At 30.5% G+C, this 21,149-nt stretch carries 14 protein-coding genes and 1 pseudogene; all 15 read right to left on the reverse strand.

Annotation, left to right across the window (positions count from 1 at the left end; genetic code table 11):
• Positions 1–9: 9 nt before the first annotated feature.
• Entirely contained in the window at positions 10–777 is a 768-nt protein-coding gene (locus AXY43_RS09975; RefSeq protein WP_023973520.1) for a CheR family methyltransferase, read from the reverse strand.
• Positions 778–785: 8 nt separating this feature from the next.
• Entirely contained in the window at positions 786–1,892 is a 1,107-nt protein-coding gene (locus AXY43_RS09980) for a protein-glutamate methylesterase/protein-glutamine glutaminase (RefSeq protein ID WP_023973521.1), read from the reverse strand.
• A 23-nt stretch (positions 1,893–1,915) separates the two neighbouring features.
• Positions 1,916–2,404 (reverse strand): chemotaxis protein CheD, encoded by a 489-nt coding sequence (locus AXY43_RS09985; RefSeq protein WP_023973522.1) that lies wholly within the window; start codon positions 2,402–2,404, stop codon positions 1,916–1,918.
• Between the two features lie 9 nt (positions 2,405–2,413).
• Positions 2,414–2,863 carry a chemotaxis protein CheW gene (locus AXY43_RS09990; protein ID WP_017211291.1) on the reverse strand — a complete coding sequence of 150 codons (450 nt, stop codon included), beginning with the start codon at positions 2,861–2,863 and terminating at the stop codon, positions 2,414–2,416.
• A 14-nt stretch (positions 2,864–2,877) separates the two neighbouring features.
• A complete protein-coding gene (locus tag AXY43_RS09995; RefSeq protein ID WP_105411500.1) occupies positions 2,878–4,827 on the reverse strand; it encodes a FapA family protein in 1,950 nt (649 codons plus the stop codon).
• Between the two features lie 117 nt (positions 4,828–4,944).
• Positions 4,945–5,679, reverse strand: a complete 735-nt coding sequence (locus AXY43_RS10000) for an aminotransferase class IV (protein ID WP_023973524.1) — start codon at positions 5,677–5,679, stop codon at positions 4,945–4,947.
• Positions 5,680–5,970: 291 nt separating this feature from the next.
• Positions 5,971–6,608, reverse strand: a pseudogene (locus tag AXY43_RS10005) (HAD family hydrolase).
• Positions 6,609–7,576: 968 nt separating this feature from the next.
• Entirely contained in the window at positions 7,577–8,770 is a 1,194-nt protein-coding gene (locus AXY43_RS10010; protein ID WP_065418938.1) for a pyridoxal phosphate-dependent aminotransferase, read from the reverse strand.
• 383 nt (positions 8,771–9,153) lie between these two features.
• Positions 9,154–9,489, reverse strand: a complete 336-nt coding sequence (locus tag AXY43_RS10015; protein ID WP_012060474.1) for a DUF1292 domain-containing protein — start codon at positions 9,487–9,489, stop codon at positions 9,154–9,156.
• 379 nt (positions 9,490–9,868) lie between these two features.
• Positions 9,869–13,378, reverse strand: a complete 3,510-nt coding sequence (gene nifJ / locus AXY43_RS10020) for a pyruvate:ferredoxin (flavodoxin) oxidoreductase (RefSeq protein WP_012060475.1) — start codon at positions 13,376–13,378, stop codon at positions 9,869–9,871.
• Positions 13,379–13,528: 150 nt separating this feature from the next.
• On the reverse strand, positions 13,529–13,960 hold the full coding sequence (locus AXY43_RS10025) for a flavodoxin domain-containing protein (protein WP_012060476.1): 432 nt from the start codon (positions 13,958–13,960) through the stop codon (positions 13,529–13,531).
• A gap of 149 nt (positions 13,961–14,109) precedes the next feature.
• Entirely contained in the window at positions 14,110–15,168 is a 1,059-nt protein-coding gene (locus AXY43_RS10030) for an undecaprenyldiphospho-muramoylpentapeptide beta-N-acetylglucosaminyltransferase (RefSeq protein WP_423236887.1), read from the reverse strand.
• Between the two features lie 108 nt (positions 15,169–15,276).
• The gene (gene recJ, locus AXY43_RS10035; RefSeq protein WP_105411502.1) at positions 15,277–17,043 is read right to left on the reverse strand and encodes a single-stranded-DNA-specific exonuclease RecJ; all 1,767 of its coding nucleotides are present in this window, start codon (positions 17,041–17,043) and stop codon (positions 15,277–15,279) included.
• A gap of 138 nt (positions 17,044–17,181) precedes the next feature.
• Complete coding sequence (locus tag AXY43_RS10040; RefSeq protein ID WP_039770174.1) at positions 17,182–17,733, reverse strand: DJ-1 family glyoxalase III; 552 nt, start codon at positions 17,731–17,733, stop codon at positions 17,182–17,184.
• 415 nt (positions 17,734–18,148) lie between these two features.
• Entirely contained in the window at positions 18,149–21,061 is a 2,913-nt protein-coding gene (locus tag AXY43_RS10045) for a DNA topoisomerase IV subunit A (RefSeq protein WP_023973531.1), read from the reverse strand.
• Positions 21,062–21,149: the final 88 nt, after the last annotated feature.

The following is a 21,149-nucleotide window of genomic DNA, read 5'->3' on the forward strand; positions in this document are numbered from 1 at the left end:
ACTCCTCCTCTATATCTTTTTATAAATAAAGGTTGATGCTTTTTCAAATCCATAGTCTCTATAATTATAAATGCTCTCTGTAGCTCCTACAAATAAAAGCCCACCCTTTTTTAATGAGTTACTGAATTTTTTATAAATTTCCTGTTTAACATCATTATTAAAATAAATAACTACATTTCTACAAACAATTAAATCAAAGCCAGTATCATATCGATCTAAAATCAAATCATGTTTCTTAAAAGTTACCATATTCTTAATTTTAGACTCTACATAGTATTTATCGTCCCTTACTTTAAAATATTTACTTAAATCTGTATTATTTACACCTTTCATTTCATTTTGAGTATATTCTCCAAGCTTTGCTCTAGAAAGTATAGTATCATCTATATCTGTAGCTATTATATTATGTCTTCCATTTGGCGCTAACTTATCCAATATTATTCCTAATGAATATGGTTCACAGCCTATTGAACAAGCTGCACTCCAAATTTTTAGACTTGAATTATTTGGTAGTAACTCCTTTGCAATTTGTTTTTCTAAATCAGTAAATAATTCTGGATTTCTAAAAAATTCTGTTACGTTTATTGTTATGAAATCTAAAAACTTTTGTCTTTGCTCTGGATTACTTTTTATAGACTTGGAATATTCATCTAATGTTTTTATACCAACTCTTGTCATTAAGCTGTTTATTCTTCTATTTAGCTGTTCTGGCTTATATGCTGATAAATTTATACCCAACTCTTTATGAACCCATTTGTGAAATTCATTAAAATCCATATTTCCTCCTATAACTGTTTAATTATTTTTACTATATTTTCAGCTATTTCATTAAGCGGAGCCACTAAATCTACTTTTCCAGTTTCAAACGCAGCCTTTGGCATACCATAAATTGTACATGTAGATTTATCCTCTGAAATTGTTATACCACCATTATCTTTTATGTTTGCAGTTCCATCAGCACCATCTCTGCCCATTCCTGTAAGAATTACAGATATTAAATTTCCTCTGTACACTTTTATAGCAGAATTAAATAACTTGTCAACTGCTGGTCTTACTCCCCATATAGGTGGCTCTTCATTTAAGTGAATTAAATTATTTGATCCTACAGTCATATGTTGACCACCCTTAGCAATATATATTGTATCATTACTAATCCTCATACCTTCTGCTGCCTCAACCACTTTCATATTGCAAGCTTTATCTAGTCTTTCAGAAAATACTTTTGTAAAGCCTTCTGGCATGTGCTGAACCACAAAAACTGGTACACCTAAATTTTCAGGTAATTTGGTTAATACCTCCTGAAGAGCCTTAGGACCTCCAGTAGATGCCCCAATTACAACTGCATCTATCTTTTTATTTTTAGGTATACTATTCACCCTATGTATAGTTTTTTCTTTTATTATATTGGGATTATTTAAACCAATCTCATTATTAGTTATTGGGTTGTTTTTATTAGTTTCTAAACTTGTTAACTTCTTTCTAGAATTGACATTGCTAGTTATACTTTTTATTTGTTCTATTAAGTTATTTTTAACTTTTGCTATATCTAGCGAAATACTTCCTGATGGCTTAGTTATAAAGCTAATAGCTCCATTATCCAAACATTCTAAAGTTAGTTCCGATCCTTCTGTCGTTGAACTACTAAGCATTATTACAGGATAACTTTTCCCAAGTCTTTTTAATTCTTTAAGAGTTGCAAGTCCGTCTAAATCCCTCATATGTACATCTAATGTGATAAGGTCCGGATTGTACTTCTCTACCTTCTCAACCAATTCTCTTCCATCTCTAAATTTAGCTATAACTTCAAAATTACTTTCTGATTCTATCATATCTGATATCGCCTTCCTCATAAAAGCCGAATCATCAACAACAATAATCTTTATCTTACCCACCTAATCACACCTCTCTCTTTATTCTACAATTCTACAATTCCAAGCCCTACAACTTTAAGTATTACCTTTCCATCGCTTGCATAAAGAATCATAGTTCTACCTTTATTTCCACCTATCTCCTCAGCAATTATAGGTATAGATTCTTCTTTTAAACTTTTCTTCACTGCATCACTATTCCTTTTTCCAATATCGCTTATTATGCTCTTATCAGAAAAATTAAACATTGAAGCTCCACCAGCTATTTTAGCCACGAGATTTCTCTTTTTACACCCTTGCTTTTCCATTTTATCAATTAATAGTGGAATAGCTAAATCTGCAAATTTCATGGGGTTTGTACTACTTTTAAATTGTGTACTATCAGGAAGCATTATATGTGCTAATCCTGCCACCTTAACTGCCCTGTCATATAAGGCAATTCCTATACATGATCCGAGTCCTATTGTCATTATTGTTCCTGGGTCGAGTACTAAATTTAGATCAGCTATTCCAACTTTTACTTCTGCACTTACCATCTTTACCCCCTAAAAGATTTTTTCTTCATCCTCTGAAGACAGTATCTTTTCTAAGTCTAATAAAATAACAATATTATCTTTTAATTTTATCAAACCTGCTATATATCTTTTGTCTATTGTTGCTGTTATAGGAGGTGCTTCTTCCATCAAATCACTACTAACATCTCGCACTTCGTAAACATTTTCTACAATAATTCCAAATTTATTTTCATCTCTTTTTACAACTATTATTTTTCTATTTTCATTTTCTTCATCTTCTCCAAAATTAAACTTTTTGGATAAGCTAATTATTGGAAGTATACTTTGTTCATAATTTATTACTCCCTTTACAAAACTAGGCGAATCAGGAAGAATTGTTGGTTCTTCATATCCTAAAATCCTCTCAACTTCTTTTATATCTGTTGCGTAATGTTCTCCATTTAATCCAAATATTAAAATTTTCACTTCATTACTTGACATTACTTTGAGCCCTCCTATAGTATAAATTTATCAATTGTTATTTCTCCAGTTTTATCTATATATGCCTCTACATTTTTAGAAGAAACTTCTAACATAATTTGTTTTTCTCCAAAGCAGAAAATAGTATTGTTATAAGCTATATCAGCTGTAATTCTTCCCTTTTTAGAGACTTTTAAAACAGTACTAACTCCAGCTGCACTTCCCACTGTCTTTAACTTTATTTCAGATCCTGCTGAAAGTGTGCCGCCTCTACAAACAGCTTTTTCACTGGTAAACTCTATATTTTCCAATGCTATTATATTACAGGTATACTGTCCTTTACCTGTAACAAAAACACTCCCTGATGCTTCTATGGTAGACCCTTGAGCATACGCTAAATGCACGCTTGTAGGAATTACCATCAAATCTTCTATTTCGCAAATTTCTTCATCTAACAATTCCTTAAAAATGTCAAATTCATTAATATTATTTATTTTAAGTGGGCCCAAGCCCAATAGTTTATTTATTATAAATGTTGTAACGTCACTATGCTGAATTCCTTCAGACATATTATAATTCAAAATATTTCTACATATTTTAGGTAATGATTTCAACTTATTCTCTATTAATATTTTAATTATTTCTCCATCTTTTTTTGAACCTAGTAAGTTATGTTCTTTTACTTGCACTGTTGAATCAACTAAATCATCAATAATATGAGCCAGACTCTTCAAACTTTCTAAATACTGCTTTTTCTCAACATTCTCACATCCAGCTGTCACTGTTGAATTCAATATATTTCCGCCTATAAAAATTTCTCCTGAAGACCTGATTATTGCAGATTCTACATTTTTGCCAACATGAAGCTCATTCCCTGCTTTAACTTCCATTCCTTCTAAAACATTACCAACAACTTCAACATTGCCAACAAAATCTATGTTTCCGCTTTTTAAATCTACTTGATCTACCTTGTATAATTTATTTACTACAAATGTATTTGCTTTATAAGCTGGCTTACCCTCAGACGTTGCTATAATACCATTGTTTTCAAGTTTACATCCCTCTCCAAGTCTTACTCCCGTCTTTTTAAAAGTCTTTCTTTTAACAGGAACACCATATATATCTTGTCCATCATTTCCCGATTTTCCAGGTATTATTTCGCCTATAACGTCTCCAACTTTAACATTTGCAATTAGAAATCTATTTCTATAATCAACTTTTTCTTCTGAGTCTTTGTAATGAATTAATTCTTCTGAATCGTGAAATAGAACTTGAATCTCATCTGGAATGTCATCTACAGCAGGCACTCCTTTTGCAACTAACTTTTTTTCTATATTATATTCATTGCATATAGTTTCTAATTCTTTTTCAATAATTCCATATTTAATTCCATTACTCTTTAGTAACTCTTTTAATTCTTTTACTGTATACTTTGGTGGATATTTATCATCAACATTCTTCTTTTTGATTGTTAAATTTTTTTGATATTCTTGGTTAACTAATTCATATATATGAGCTGGGGTTGATTTTATATCAACATATGCCTCCATTTTATCATCTGTAATTGATATATTTATGTTTCTTGTCGGCTCGTTCTCTTCAAATTTATATTCAATTTTATCTCGTGATGTTACAGGCGTTATTCCATCACATTTTTGCCCATTAATAATTAAAATTACACCCGGACAAGTTTTTATAGTAATAATTTCATCTTTATTATCATATTCTGTTATTATTATTTTCCCATTCTCAATCTTAGCTCCAAATTCTTCTTTAGTTTCTGGTAATTCTTCAATTATTTCCTTTTCTTCAATGCTGCTCTTATTTTCGTCAACTTCTATTATTTCTATCTCTACTTTCTTTCTAAAAAACTTCTTTTCTTCCTTAATTATTCTATATTTTAAAACTTCTTTCGAAAGATTTAATTCAGAAGATGCTTTTTCAAGACATTCATTTAAGGATGATCCAGAAAACTTCAAGTCCATAAATATCTCCCCCTAAAATACTCCTTTATCTAAGTATACCACAGCCTATTTTAATTTTATATCCATTATTTATATTAATCTATATTATTTTACATGAAAATACAAATTAACTTAATTTTAATGATTTTTTATATATTTTTCTATCTCATCATCATATTCTTTCATCAATTTTCTAATCAAGTTATTATCTGCATTAAAATTTATGCTATTTACTGTTTTTATTGGTAATATTTTAGGGGATGTACCCGAAATAAACATTCCATCCAATTTATCTATATCAGAATATTTATATTCTACTTCCTCGACTTCAACCCCAACCTTATTTGCAATATCTATTATTTCTCCTCTAGTTACTCCCGGTAGTACAGCTTTTACAGGTGATGTAAGAAGTTTATTTCCTTTAACCATGAAAATATTTGATCTGCTGCCTTCTGTTACATGCCCATTTGAATCGACTAAAATAGCTTCATACGCATTATTATCCTTTATCTCTTTATTAACTCTTTCTCTAAAGGTATCATTTATTATTTTCGCATTAGGATTTTCTCTTTCTCCAAAATAAAGTATAGTGTTAACCCCATTCATATACATTTCATCAGATGGATATGAGTGTTCAATAAAAAATACTCTTAGCTTTTTTTCATTTACTCCAAATGTTATTTTTATATTTCCTTCAGATCTATTTTCACTTTCTATTAGTTCCTCAATTTCCTTACTTATTTCTTCGTAACTTACTAAAAATTCTTCATTTATTAAATTAAAAGAATTTTTCATTCTTTTTAAATGACTTTCTAGAAAAATTGACTTTCTATCTATTACTCTTAAAACTTCATAAATTATTTTATCTTCCATGCCTTGCCATCCCTTTCTACTATATATAGATATTGCAATTCACAATGCACAATGCACATTTCACAATTCAGAATCATTGCTAAAATTCCTGCAATATTTTTAGAATCATGATAAAGAATCATTTTTGCAATGTATATATTATATATATATAATCTGTAATATTAAATTAATATTATTAATTGCATAAGCCTAAACTTTAATCATATACTAATGTAAATTCTTTAACACAGCTTATACTATGTAATCAAATCAATTTTATTTCTTAATAAGACTGATATCTTAATTTATATTTTATTTCCATCTTAGTATCTCTATATCATGATTCTTTTTATAGTTTATTAAATATGGCTTACCTACTAGATCCATAATGGTTTATCTGATAAGGAATCAGAAAACATATACGATTCCTTAAAATCCACCTCAATTTTTTCATCTTTAAGTACTTCTTTCAATCTTCTAACCTTCTCTTCTCCCTTGCAGTTATTCCCTACCATTTTTCTTACGAAAGTTCCATTTTCAAATCCAAATTTAGTTCCTATTACTTTATCAACTTCTTTTATATTGTAAAATTCATTAACGTAAAATTCAGGAGATGCTGAAATCAGGTATATATCATACCCCTCATTTTTAAGTTTTTTAATCATTTTCAACGCATCATCATATAAAATATTTTTTAGACTTTCATCATAAAACTCTTTAACAAGTTCAGCTAACTCTTCTTCTTTTATTCCATCTATAAACCTTAAAAATGTCTCTTTTACTTTTCTCTCATCATATATTCCAATTGCGTACATAATTCCACAGTATATAGCTCTTGGTAAGAATCTAAGATTTTTTTTATCTTTTTTAATTACATACTTAAATAATTCCATTAAGGTTTCTTTTTTAGTGATGGTATAATCTATGTCAAATATAGCAAGTTTCTTCAAAACACAAATACCTACCTTTTTAATATTTAATTCTTAACACTCAAGAATATCATTTAACTTTACTTTAAATCATTAAGTGTTTAGAGCTAAATATTATAATTATTAATTTTGATTAAAAATCATTAGGCTTTTCTTTAAACTCAATTTCAGTATTCTTTTTATCACTTGTTTATTTTAAGTAATAATAACTTTAATTATTACAACAAAATTGTAAATATATATGTTGCAATTCACAATGTATATTTCACAATGCACAATTACAGCTAAAATTCTCACAACATTTTTAGAATTATGATGAAGAACTATCTTTGCAACATATATACAAAAATTAGAAATCAATTCTAACCATAATATTCTTTCTTCACATTTAATATTTATAGACAAATAAATCAACAATACGATTTATAATTTACAAATCATATTTTTCATAAGCTGAAGATAATCTCTTGATTATAGACAAGTAACAAGAGATAAGTGACAAGTTAAGGATGGAATTTCCTTTAGAAATTTCTAAAAATATTATTTTAAGAAAAGCCGATGGCTTTTCTTAATTAACTTATCACTTGAAACTTATAACTAATACCAACTTTTTATTTAATCAATCTAAGCCATAAACTGCATACTATAAATATAATTCTTAATACTTTATCTACATAAATAAAGTATTTAAGAACTCGACTTATTAGATTAACATATTTACAAAGTTACTAAAACTTTAAGTTCATATCTTCACTAGAAATCATAAATATATTTGTGGAGAAAACATTTGAAAATGAGCTGCTAAAAGTTCTTAGCTGTAGGTTGTTCTATTTTAGCTTGTCAAACTGAAAGTTGGAGCATGCTAAAATAGATACAACCTGCTGCTTAGAACCTTCAGCGATATTTTCATAGCTTTTCGGAATCAAAATATTTACGATTTCGGTAAGTTACCAAATAAATTTAGTTTTAAAGTTGGATATCTATATACATTATTTAATTTTGCTTAAGAATGTTGAAATTCTATCTATTCCAGTTTCTATTATATCCATAGATGTCGCATATGATAATCTTATATAATCATCTAAACCAAAACCAGAACCTGGTATTACTGCAACTTTCTCTTCTTCTAGTAATACCTTTGCAAAATCTACAGAGTTGTTAATAGTTTGATCCTTAAATGTAGTATTCAAGTACGAAGATATATTAACCATTATATAAAATGCACCATTAGGCTTTATAATTGATATTTCATTTAACTTTTCTAATTTATATATCATGAAATTTCTTCTATTCTCAAATTCTTTAATCATATTGTTTAAATCTTCTACTGGACCATTTAATGCCTCTATTGCAGCATATTGAGCTATTGTATTCACATTAGATGTCATGTGACTTTGAATGCTTGTCATAAGCTTAGTTATGCTTTCACTTGCAGCTGCATATCCTAGCCTCCACCCTGTCATTGCATATGTCTTAGAAACGCCGTTTATTACTATGGTTCTTTCATAGGCATCCTCATTTAATGCTGCTATACTTATATGCTTTTCTCCATCATATATTAGTTTTTCATAAATTTCATCTGATATAATTATTAAATCATGTTCTTTTGCAAAATTAGCAATTTCTAACAATTCATCTTCGTGATAAATTGTTCCTGTAGGATTATTAGGGCTATTTAATAAAAGCGCTTTAGTTTTACTAGTTAAAGCTTTTTCTAGATCAGCAACTGTATATTTATAATTATTTTCTTTTAATGTTTCAACAAACACTGGAACTCCATCAGCTAACTTAACTAATTCAGGATAACTAACCCAATATGGTACAGGAATTAATACTTCATCTCCTGGATTCAAAGTTGCCATAAATACATTTGCAAGACATTGTTTTGCACCTGTAGAAATTATTATTTGACTTGGCTTATATTCTAAGTTATTATCATTTTTAAACTTACTGCATATAGTAGTTTTTAATTCTAACAAACCTCCTGCTGGAGTATACTTAGTTTTCCCGTCATTCATAGCTTTTATAGCTGCTTGAATTATGTTTTCTGGTGTATTAAAGTCTGGTTCCCCTGCTCCAAAACTTACTACATCAACCCCTTGACTTTTTAGTTCATTAGCTTTAGCTGTGATTGCTAATGTAATTGATGGTGTGATATTCCCCGCTTTTTTAGATAATTGCATTGCTTTTTCCCTCCAATTTTGACCTTAAAATGAATTATAAAAAATGTTCTAATTCATTTATATATACTTTTGTCGCATAATAAAAATATATCATTAATATATTGAATTGTAAACAATATGGAATATTTAAGGGACATGAAGGAAAATAACAAGTCAAAATGCAATGATTATTTTTCATTAGACAATGAAGCAGATTGGTCTCATAGTGGGCCTATTAGGACAATCTACTGAAGCAGTATAATGGAAAATGGGCACTTATGAAAAGAGCAGCTATGCTGCAATAAGGAACTTTTCTTAGCAGATTCACTTGTTATTTTTTTGAATGTCCCTAAGACATATTAAACAAAAGACCTTAGTAATAAATTACTAAAGTCTTTAACTTCTTATTCTTCGCCTACTAACTCATTTTGATAATAAGCTGATACTCTATCAAATTCTTCTTCATCCGGAACAACAAGTTCATCTTCATCAAGTCTGAAAAGATAAACTGAATCTTCTTCTGGATTTTGAGCTAAATAATATGCTTTTCCTTCATATTCAAATTCGTCGATTATAGGGCATGTAACTACATTTCCATTTTCATCTTCTAAATCTATAACGAAGTTTTCTTCATCATTGCATCCACATCCACATTCATGATCTTCATCATGGTGATGTCCACCGCATCCACAACTTCCTTCTTCACTATTGCATCCACATTTTTCTAAATCTTTTTCCATGTTTCAACCTCCTTTTGGTTCTTAATTAATTTTACCCTTAAATCATAAAAATTAAAACCCTTAAATAAAAAAATTGTAAAGTAATTTTAATAAATATTCTAATTATATATATTCTAGAACATTTTATTCATCAAAATTCAATTCAAATTACAATTTATTAGAAAATAAACAGTTCTTACAAGAAAATATAATTTTATTATTTCAACCATTATATTAAGTTTCTTCTAAAAATTAGATCTCAGATCACTTTGGATTTGGATCTTTTAAGGATCTGCTTTTTCGAATGCATGTAAAAAAGAAGCCACTTCCTATAGAATAATTTCTACAAAGAAGTGACTCCTCTTTTCGCGCAAATTTAGTTATTTCAATATTTTAATTACTATTGTTGATTAGCTAATTTCTTGTATCCTTCTAATCTTTCCATAGCATCTTTCTTAGTCTTTTCAAATAAAGCATCAGCTTGTTCTGGGAATGCCTTAGCTAATGAAGAGTATCTAACTTCTCCCATTAAGAATTCCTTGAAGTCTGCAGTTGGTTCTTTTGAATCTAATGAGAATGGATTCTTTCCAGCATCTTTTAATTCTGGGTTGAATCTGTACATTTGCCAGTAACCACATGCAGTAGCTCTCTTAGCTTCTTCTTGGCTGTTACCCATACCAATTCTTAATCCATGATTTATACATGGTGCATAAGCTATTATTAATGATGGTCCTTTATAAGCTTCAGCTTCTGCAATAGCTTTCATAACTTGGTTCTTATCAGCACCCATGTTAATTTGAGCTACATATACATAACCATAACTCATAGCCATCATTCCAAGATCTTTCTTCTTAGTCTTCTTACCACTTGCAGCAAACTTAGCGATTGCAGCAGTTGGAGTAGCTTTAGATGATTGACCACCAGTGTTTGAGTAAACTTCTGTATCTACTACTAATATATTCACATCTTCTCCTGAAGCTAATACATGGTCAACTCCACCGTATCCGATATCGTAAGCCCATCCGTCTCCTCCGAAGATCCATTGTGATCTCTTAACGAAGTAGTCTTTTTCAGCTAATATTTCTTTAGCTAATTCAGTGTTAGATGCTTCTAAAGCAGCTGTTAATTTATCAGCTCTTTCTCTAGTTCCTTCACCTTCATTTACGTTATCTAACCATTCTTGTAATTCAGCTTTTGCTGGATCATTTGCAGCTATAGCAGCTTCAGCTTTTTCTGCAATTCTTTCTCTTATAGCCTTAACTCCTAAGAACATACCTAATCCATATTCAGCATTATCTTCGAATAATGAGTTAGCCCAAGCTGGACCATGTCCATTTTTATTCTTAGTGTATGGAGTTGAAGGAGCTGATCCTCCCCATATTGATGTACATCCAGTTGCATTAGCAACCATCATTCTATCACCAACTAATTGAGTTATAGCTTTAACATATGGAGTTTCTCCACAACCTGCACAAGCTCCTGAGAACTCAAGCAATGGTTGCTCAAATTGGCTACCTTTAACTGTCTTCTTGTTCATTGGGTTCTTCTTAACTGATATATCATGAGTTAAGTAATCCCAAGCTTCTATTTGATCATGTTGAGATTCTTGTGGTTTCATAACTAATGCTTTTCCTGGTGCTGGACATACTTGAGCACAATTTCCACAACCTGAACAGTCAAGTGGTGTTACACCCATTGTATAGAATAATGGTTCTTCTGTCTTTAATCCTTTAGCAGCTACAGCCTTATTTGCACTTGGCGCAGCATTCTTTTCTGCTTCAGTTAATAAGAATGGTCTTATAGAAGCATGTGGACATACCATTGAACATTGGTTACATTGAATACATTTATCTTTATCCCATTCAGGAACATTTACTGCAATTCCTCTCTTTTCGAAAGCAGCAGTACCATTTTCAAAAGTACCATCTTCCATACCTGCAAATGCTGAAACTGGAAGTTGATCTCCTTCTTGTCTGTTCATTGGAATAACTATATCTTTAACAAACTTAGTAGCATGTTTAATTTCTACTGGAGCTTCATCTGCAACTGTCTTCCAAGCTTCTGGAATGTCTATTGCAACAATTGATTCAACACCTTTATCGATAGCAGCGTTGTTCATGTTAACAACTTTTTCACCCTTCTTACCGTAAGAAGTTACAACTGAATCTTTTAAGTGCTTAATAGCATCTTCAACTGGAATAATGTTAGCTAACTTGAAGAAAGCTGATTGCATTATCATGTTGATTCTTCCACCAAGACCGATTTCTTGAGCAATACCTACAGCATTGATAGTGTAGAACTTAATGTTGTTGTTTGCTAAGAATCTCTTATATGAAGCTGGTAATTTTTCTTCTAAATCTTCTGGAGACCAGATAGTATTTAATAAGAAAGTAGAACCTGGTTTTAAACCTTCAAGTACATTGTATTTGTGGATGTATGATTGGTTAGAACATGAAACAAAGTCTGCTTTGTTTATTAAGTATGGTGACTTAATTGCTTTCTTACCAAATCTTAAGTGAGATACTGTAATTCCACCTGATTTCTTTGAATCATAGAAGAAGTACGCTTGAGCATACATGTCTGTATTATCTCCAATGATCTTGATTGCACTCTTGTTTGCTCCAACAGTACCATCTGATCCTAATCCCCAGAACTTACAAGATGTAGTTCCCTCTGGAGTAGCATCTATATCTTCAGTTACTTCTAATGAAGTATTTGTAACGTCATCAACGATTCCGATTGTGAATCCGTTCTTAGGAGCATCTTGTGCTAAGTTAGCATAAACTGCAGCAATATGTCCTGGATTTGGATCTTTTGAACCTAAACCAAATCTTCCACCAACAATAAGTGGTGCATTAGCTTGTCCATAGAATGCATTTCTTACATCTAAGTATAATGGTTCTCCAGTTGATCCTGGTTCCTTAGTTCTATCTAAAACAGCAATTTTCTTAACTGTCTTTGGAATAGCAGCTAATAATCTTTCATTTGAGAATGGTCTGAATAATCTTACTTTAATAACACCAACTTTTTGTCCATTAGCATTTAAGTAATCTATAGTTTCTTCACAAACGTCTGTAGCAGAACCCATAGCTATAATTACTCTATCAGCATCTGGTGCTCCATAGTAATCGAAACAGTGATATTCTCTACCAGTTAACTTAGTGATTTCAGCCATGTAATTTTCAACTGTTTCTGGTAATTCATTATAGAATTTATTAACAGATTCTCTTTCTTGGAAATAGATATCTGCATTTTGAGCAGTTCCTCTAGTTACAGGATGATTTGGGTTTAATGCTCTTTCTCTGAAAGCTTTAACTGAATCCCAATCAAGTAAGCTTGCTAATTCATCATATTCTAAAACTTCAATTTTTTGTACTTCATGAGAAGTTCTGAATCCATCAAAGAAGTTTAAGAATGGAATTCTTGTTTTAATAGCAGTTAAATGTGCTACTGCTGCTAAATCCATAACTTCTTGAACTGATCCTTCTGCAAGCATTGCAAAACCAGTTTGTCTTGCTGCCATAACATCTTGGTGATCTCCAAATATGTTTAAAGCAGAAGTAGCTAATGCTCTAGCTGATACGTGGAATACTCCTGGTAACATTTCACCAGAAATTTTGTACATGTTTGGTATCATTAATAATAAACCTTGTGAAGCTGTATAAGTTGTTGTTAAAGCTCCAGCTTGTAAAGATCCGTGAACTGCACCAGCTGCTCCAGCTTCTGATTGCATTTCCATAACTTTTACAGGTTGTCCAAATATGTTCTTTCTTCCTTGTGCTACCCATTCATCTACATGTTCTGCCATTGGTGATGATGGTGTAATTGGGAATATTGCAGAAACTTCTGTAAATGCATAAGATATATGAGCTGCTGCAGTATTACCGTCCATAGTTTTCATTTTTCTCATCGCGTTGACCCCTCTTTCTAATTTTAAACATAAATTAGTAATTTAAATTTATTAATAAGTTAGTCTTAAAGACCACCTAATAAACATATTAATATTTAGCTTAAGAGATTTTTAACAATAGACGCACGAAACAATATGACAAACCTTATATTAATTAACTAGTTTTTTTCCTAATTGTTTAATAATGTTTGCCTGCGTTTTAGTTGGTGAATCTTTAATTGTTAAATCTCCAATTACATTAAAACCATAAGATGACATTTCATCTTTCCATAATTTCATAAAAGTATCTTCAATCCACCCGTAAGTTGCAAATAAAATACAATTTTTATTTATGTTTACATCTTTATAGTTTTGTAATTGATCTAAAAATGGTTTCATTTCTTCCTGCTCGATTTTAGTGGCATCTACTGCTGGACTTCCAAAAGCAATAGAATCAGCTTCTAAAACATCTTCCAATGTGGCATCTGCAACGTGCTTCACACTTACTTCCGCTCCTTGCTCCCTAGCACCATCTGCCATAGTGTTCGCAAGTGCTTCTATATTTCCTCCACAACTCCAATAAATGATTGAAACTTTTTTCATTGTAATGCACCTCATCTTCTTGTTAAATAATTAACTTATGTTTTCACTAAAATGAACTTACTCTTTTATTATATCTCACATATTTTTTTTTGCAAGATTTGATTGTATAATTTGTGCTTTATTTAAATAATAATTACAAATTTAATAATTTATTTTTTTCCCTTAACACTTCTTAATAATACATTTATTATTGCTTCAACACCGCTTTTAGCTTGACTCTTTTCCATATTATTAATTAATTCATCTTTTCTTTTTTTTAGCTCAAGAACTTTTTCATATAATACATTATTTTTAATTTCTTCTTCTTGCAGCATTAATGAATACCCTTCTTTTTCAAACGACTTAGCATTTAATATTTGATCCCCTCTACTTGCCTTTTTTGAAAGTGGTATTAATAGTGTTGGTTTTTTTAATGCTAAAAATTCAAATATAGAATTAGCACCTGCTCTTGAAATTATATAGTCACAAGCCTTCATAAGGTCAGGCAATTCTTCGGTTACATATTCAAATTGCTTATACCCTTTTTTATTTAAAAAATTATTATCTACATTACCTTTTCCGCAAATATGAATTATATTAAAATCTTTTAAAAGCTTATCTATATTTTTTCTTATTTCTTCATTTATGAGCTTAGAACCCAGACTCCCCCCCATAATAAAGAGAATCTCCTTATTGTCAGAAAATTCACATATCTTTTCCCCTCTAGTCTTATCTCCGTTAAGTATTTCTTCTCTGATTGGGCTTCCTGTAAGTACTCCTTTATCATCCTTTATAAACTTTAGACTTTCTCTAAATGTGACACATAGTTTATCACAAAATGGTGCCGAAAGTTTATTTGCAAGCCCTGGAGTCATATCTGATTCATGCGCAACCACTGGTATTTTTTTAATAGATGCTGCTATTACAACTGGAACAGCTACAAAACCACCCTTTGAAAAAATCACATCTGGTTTTTCTTTTGATAATATTTTTAGTGCTTGAGCAATTCCCTTTAAAATTTTGAATGGATCAGTAAAATTTTTCACATCAAAATATCTTCGTAATTTCCCGCACGAAATTCCGAAAAAAGGTATATTGTTTTTAGTTATTATTTCTTTTTCAATGCCGTCAAAACTTCCGATATATTTTATCTCAAAGTCCTTTTGCTTTAGTTTAGGAACTAAAGCCAGATTAGGAGTAACGTGACCAGCAGTTCCTCCTCCTGTCATTATTATTTTATACTTAGCCAAAAACTATCATCCTTTCTTATAATAACTCAAAATATATGATCTTAAATTCATAACATCTTTTTATGCTTAACCGAAAACTCTATTCTTTTACCTATAATTTTGTATTACTATTTGTATAGTAGTATTACCATTATATTCATTAACATTTGGATAAAATACTAAATCAAGGTTCACATGATTATATTCTCCATTATAGAGTTTTTGCAATTCTTCATTTCCATATTTACTGCTAACTTCTTCTTCAAACTTTTCAATATCGCCAAAATAAATGGCATCCAGAGCTTTATTCATCCTGGTCTTGAGTTTTAATTTTAGCACATTCCTATTCTTCCCAAGTATTGTTGCCTTTAATAAATTAATATTTTTCTCAGCAAACAATGGTTTAGAGTTTGATTTACCAAAAGGCTCTAATCTTTCTAAATCATTTATCACATCATAGCTTATAGCATCAAGCGGCAAAACCGAGTCTATAGTAACTTTTCTCAATAAATCCTCGTCTTTTAAAATTGTATTTTCATTTAATCTTCGCCTAAATTCATCTATATTTTCTTCTTTTAATGAAAAACCTGCAGCCATAGGGTGCCCACCAAACTTTTCAAGCAGATCCTTGCACTTAATAAGTTCTTCAAACATATTGTATTCTTCTATTGATCTTCCTGAACCCTTCACACCATGTTCTGCTTTTGTTATAACCAAAGTTGGAACATTATATTTTTCTTTTATTCTTCCTGCTATTATACCTGCTAAACTTTCATGTATATCAGGAATATAGATAACAAATACTTTATCATTTATCATTCCACTTTTCTCTATAATTTCAACAGCAGTTTCGACGCCCTTCATGGTCATATCTTTTCTATCTTCATTTAATTTAACTAATTCTTTTGCGAGCCTTACTGCCTCCTCTTCATCATATGAGAGCAATAATTCCAATCCTCTTTTGGCCGAATCTAGCCTTCCTGAAGCATTTATGCATGGCCCTATAATAAATCCAAGATGATATACCGATAAAGTTTTTTCTGTTAATTCGCATTCTCTTATTAATTCTTGTAGTCCTAAGTTAGTTGTACTGTTAATAAGTTCTAATCCCTTTTTAACAAATATCCTATTCTCATCAACTAAATCTACAACATCGCAAACTGTCGCTATTGCCAAAAATTCTATGAATTTGTAGCATTCTTTTTTATCTATATTAAAAGTCTCATAAAGAATTTCTACAAGCTTAAATGCTACACCCGCTCCACACAATTGTTTAAATTTATAATTGCATTCACTTTGCTTTGGATTTACTACAGCATCAGCACTTAAACTTATAAATTCTCTGACGTTATTTTCTTTCTCAACAAATGGTATATCATGATGATCTGTAACTATTACTGTAATTCCTAATTCTTTTGCGTATTTTATTTGGTCTATAGCCGATATACCATTATCGCAAGTTAGTATGGTATCAACCCCATCTTCTTTCGCCTGCTTTATAATATTCATATTAATTCCATATCCATCTTTTATTCTATCTGGAATTTCATAATCTACATTTGCATTGCACCTTTTTAAAGCTGAGTATAAAATATAAATACTTATTACACCATCAACATCGTAATCTCCAACAATTCGTATCTTATTCTGAGCTTTTATTTTCTCACTCAGTATATCAACTGATTTTTCTAAATCTTTCATCTCTCTGGCCTCATGAAATTTATCAAAATCCGGATTAATATAACTTCTTATCATTTCATCGCTTATAATATTCCTGTTTACTATAAGCCTACTAACCAATTCTGAAAGTGCATATTTTTTAGATATGTATTTATAATCAGCTTTTATATTTTTTATAAACCATCTTTCTGCCATTTCTTCTCCCCTCACAGCATGCCGCAACAATACCCCTAAGACCTTTGATCCTAGAGGTTATATACTTTAGATTTCTATATTTTTCATCTCTCTTATACTGAAATAAAGTAAAAAATTTCCTAGTAAATTTGATAACTTTTACCCTATAAACATCTTATATAACATACCAGATGAAATACTTTCTACTTTATTCTCATATCCAAGAATATCTAATAACTTATATGCAAATGCCATTGCTGTTGCTGGACCTCTGCTGGTTACTATATTCTTATCAACTACTACAGCATCTTCTAAATATTCACAATTTGGCAATTCATCTTCATATCCAGGATAAGAAGTTATATTTCTTCCTTCTGTGATTCCCGCTCTTCCAAGAACTATTGGTCCTGCACAAATCGCTCCAATTAATTTTCCATCTTTGTTTTGCTTTTTAACAAATTTTATTACTCTCTCATCATCTCTTAAGTTAGTAGCTCCTGGAATACCTCCTGGTATTACCACTAAATCATATTCCATATTTTCATCAAAAATCTTATCTGCCTGAACTACCACGCCATGACTTGACTTAACTTGCTTTTCTGCAATTGATACTAAATCACAAGTTACATCCGCCCTTCTTATTATATCAGATACAGTTAAAGCCTCTATTTCCTCAAAACCTTCGGCTAACAAAACGCATACTTTCTTCATATCAATTCCTCCTTAAATCTAAACAATGAGGATATCCTAAACTATTTTTTAGAACACCCTCATTCTGCTTCTCTTCAATTTATACCTACATTATACCCCATTTATTGTTTAACTACCACAACTTAATTGTCAGAATTGTAACTTTCCAATCTATAATTTTCTTTACTTTCTTCCAACCACCTGCCATAAACGATTCACACATAATGATATATTTTGTGTGAGACATTCACTTTGCTAAAAAGTAAGAATCAGAAATTTTTATTTTATATACAACATAACTTGTTATGTTTAGTAAGTTTCCCATTGTTCTTCGTATTCTTCTTAGCAGTGCGCACTTTTTATAGGTTATAAGTTCTTGGTTGTGCTTCGCACCTTTTTATAGGTGCTAGGTTCTTAATTGTGCTTCGCACTTCTTTTATATGTGTACATCTTTTATTTCATCATCAAGTGAAACCATCATTATACTCGTTCCTCTTCCAGCTCTATTTTGAAGTTTAATATCACTTATATCCATTACTGATCTTTCCTTGCCTTTAGAAACAAGTGTAATTTTTGTATCATCCGAAGATAAAATTACGGTATTATCATCACTTTTCTTGTAATTACTATGATACTTTCCAAAAATGACTTGATCTTCATCCCTTAGACTTATTCCAGTTACTCCCGAAGCTATTTTACCCATAATATTTACATTTTCAACCGGGAATCTTATTGCCATTCCTTTTTTAGTTATCATAATCAAGTGACCAATTTTTATTTGATTCATTTCTACAGATACAACTTCATCATCTTCAAACTTAAACTTATAGCATGCTTGCCTTAAAAAGTCGCCTTCAAATTCTTTTAATAATGTTTTCTTAACCATTCCTTTTTTCGTAAACGTGTATACTCCTAAGTCTTCGTCATAAGAATCAATAGAGATTAAACTTATTATCTTTTCCCCTTTTTCCATTTTACCTATAAATGCTTCTACATTTATTTCTTTATTTAAAACATTTCTCATTAAAAATACTGGTATTTTATAAACATATCCTCTATTGCTAAAGATAAGTAATTCCTTTAAAGAATTTGTTTTAACTTTTAATGAATCTTCTTTTATCCTCTCATAGGATTTAAACTTATTCTTATCCGTAACTCCAACACTTAATTCAAAATATTCAATTTCACTAGTATCTTCTACCTGGCTAATTTCATCTTCTTCTGAGAAATTAAATAGCTGAGTAGGTAAAATATTTCTAGCCGTTTCCTCTAGATTTTTTATTTCAAGAGTGAATTCTAACCCTAGTTTACTCTTAACTTTTAAGAACTTCTCTTCTTCTTCCAATTCTCTCATGGATACGTCAATCAACTCATCACCATCTCTAAGTTTTAACGCTTGAAGTTTACCATATGCAGTTTGGAATTTATCTAAAGAACTTAACTTAATTCCTCCATGTTTCGTTATAAATCTAAATGCTTTGCTAGGATTGAAATTATCTATGGATATAGCTGCAATTATCTTCTCATTATCAAGATTTAATGATTTAATAATATCATCTAATCTATCCCCTTTTTCTTTCCATTTCATTTCAGGAATATTAATACCCTTCGTTTGGTACATGAAACCTTTATCCGTAAATACAAGAAGTGTATCCTTAGTATTAGAATTTATTAAATATTTTAAAGAATCTCCTTCTCTATATTCAATATCTTCTGGATTAGAGCTAGATCTATTGTAGTTCTTTAATGGTATTCTTTTTACGAATCCATCTTTAGATATTGTTATCATAACTTCTTCTACAATAATTAATTCTTCAACATCAATTTTACTTTCATTATCATCATGTATAATTTCAGTTCTTCTATCATTTCCATACTTATCGCTTATTTCTTTTAATTCACTTTTAACAACTTTCAAAAGCTCTTTTTCACTAGATAAAATCTTCTCAAGTTTTTTTATAAGTTTCTCAAGTTGAGCATATTCTTTTTCAAATATTTCTATTTCAAGACCTGTTAACCTATATAACATAAGTTCTAATATAGCTTGTGCTTGAGCCTCAGAAAATCCAAATTTGCTTATCAAGTTTTCCGATGCATCCTTTTTAGACTTTGAACTTCTAATGGTTGCTATAACTTCATCCAAAACACTTATAGCTTTAATAAATCCTTCAACAATATGATGCCTCTTTTTTGCCACATCAAGTTCTTTTTGGGTTCTTCTAGTTATTATTTCTTTCTGGTGCTCTACATAATATCTTATTATAGCCTTTAAACTCATAGTTTCTGGCTTTCCATTTGCAAGGGCTACCATGTTAAAACTTATGTTACATTGTAAATCAGTTTTTTTGAACAGATACTTTAGCACTTTATCTGCAACATCTTCATCTGCATTTTTCTTTAATTCAATTACAGCTCTTATTCCACTTCTATCAGACTCATCTCTAATATCTGTTATAGATTCCAATGCTTTTGCATGTCTCTTATCTCCAGTCATTTCAGATATTGTTTGGAGAATCCTAGACTTATTTCTTCTGTATGGGAATTCAGTTATAATTATTCCGATTCTTCCATTTTCTAATTTTTCAATTGAAGTCTTTGCTCTATAAGCTACTTTTCCTTCACCAGTTTCATATGCTGATAAAATGGATTTTTCCCCTATCAAGATTCCTCCAGTAGGTAGATCTGGTCCTTTTATATATTTCATGAGTTCAGAAGTAGTTATTTCATTATTATCAATATACGCTAGAACTCCTTCTGTTACCTCTCCCAAATTATGTGGAGGTATATTGGTTGCAAGCCCTACAGCTATACCAAACGCCCCATTTACTAGTAAATTAGGATATCTACTTGGTAATACTTTAGGTTCCATTTCACTATCAGAATAGTTTGGAACCATTTCTACCGTATCCTTTTCAATATCTCTTAGCATTTCCATTGCAATAGGAGATAATCTAGCCTCTGTATACCTCATAGCTGCAGCCCCATCACCATCAATAGATCCCCAGTTCCCGTGACCTTCGATTAGCGGTGCCCTAGTTGAGAAATCTTGAGCTAGTATTACCATAGATTCGTATACAGACGAATCACCATGAGGGTGATACTTACCTAAGATATCTCCAACTATTCTTGCAGATTTATAATAAGGTCTATCTGGAAAGGCCTTAAGCATATATGAACCATATAAAATTCTTCTATGCACAGGCTTAAGACCATCCCTAACATCAGGAAGCGCTCTATCTTTAGCAACTTCTATAGCATATGGTAAATAATTTTCTGGCATTGCTTCTTCTAGAGGAATACCAATTATATTATTATCTTTAGGTATAATATTTTCATTCTTTTTTGCCATACTCTTCTCCTTTTTTGATGCATAATGCACAGTTCACAATTAATGGTGAAATTCCTATGGAATTTCTTTTAATTCATAACTCTCTATT

The sequence above is a fragment of the Clostridium sp. MF28 genome (assembly GCF_002969175.1).
Lineage (GTDB): Bacteria > Bacillota > Clostridia > Clostridiales > Clostridiaceae > Clostridium > Clostridium beijerinckii.

Excerpts from the sequence above, each read along its gene's own strand:
- AXY43_RS10040 (WP_039770174.1), bottom strand. The coding sequence starts at position 17,733 with ATGAAGAAAGTATGCGTTTTGTTAGCCGAAGGTTTTGAGGAAATAGAG.
- AXY43_RS09995 (WP_105411500.1), bottom strand. The coding sequence starts at position 4,827 with ATGGACTTGAAGTTTTCTGGATCATCCTTAAATGAATGTCTTGAAAAA.
- recJ (WP_105411502.1), bottom strand. The coding sequence starts at position 17,043 with ATGGCAGAAAGATGGTTTATAAAAAATATAAAAGCTGATTATAAATAC.
- AXY43_RS09975 (WP_023973520.1), bottom strand. The coding sequence starts at position 777 with ATGGATTTTAATGAATTTCACAAATGGGTTCATAAAGAGTTGGGTATA.
- AXY43_RS10000 (WP_023973524.1), bottom strand. The coding sequence starts at position 5,679 with ATGGAAGATAAAATAATTTATGAAGTTTTAAGAGTAATAGATAGAAAG.
- AXY43_RS10030 (WP_423236887.1), bottom strand. The coding sequence starts at position 15,168 with ATGACAGGAGGAGGAACTGCTGGTCACGTTACTCCTAATCTGGCTTTA.
- AXY43_RS10015 (WP_012060474.1), bottom strand. The coding sequence starts at position 9,489 with ATGGAAAAAGATTTAGAAAAATGTGGATGCAATAGTGAAGAAGGAAGT.
- AXY43_RS09990 (WP_017211291.1), bottom strand. The coding sequence starts at position 2,863 with ATGTCAAGTAATGAAGTGAAAATTTTAATATTTGGATTAAATGGAGAA.
- AXY43_RS10025 (WP_012060476.1), bottom strand. The coding sequence starts at position 13,960 with ATGAAAAAAGTTTCAATCATTTATTGGAGTTGTGGAGGAAATATAGAA.
- nifJ (WP_012060475.1), bottom strand. The coding sequence starts at position 13,378 with ATGAGAAAAATGAAAACTATGGACGGTAATACTGCAGCAGCTCATATA.
- AXY43_RS09985 (WP_023973522.1), bottom strand. The coding sequence starts at position 2,404 with ATGGTAAGTGCAGAAGTAAAAGTTGGAATAGCTGATCTAAATTTAGTA.
- AXY43_RS10010 (WP_065418938.1), bottom strand. The coding sequence starts at position 8,770 with ATGCAATTATCTAAAAAAGCGGGGAATATCACACCATCAATTACATTA.
- AXY43_RS10045 (WP_023973531.1), bottom strand. The coding sequence starts at position 21,061 with ATGGCAAAAAAGAATGAAAATATTATACCTAAAGATAATAATATAATT.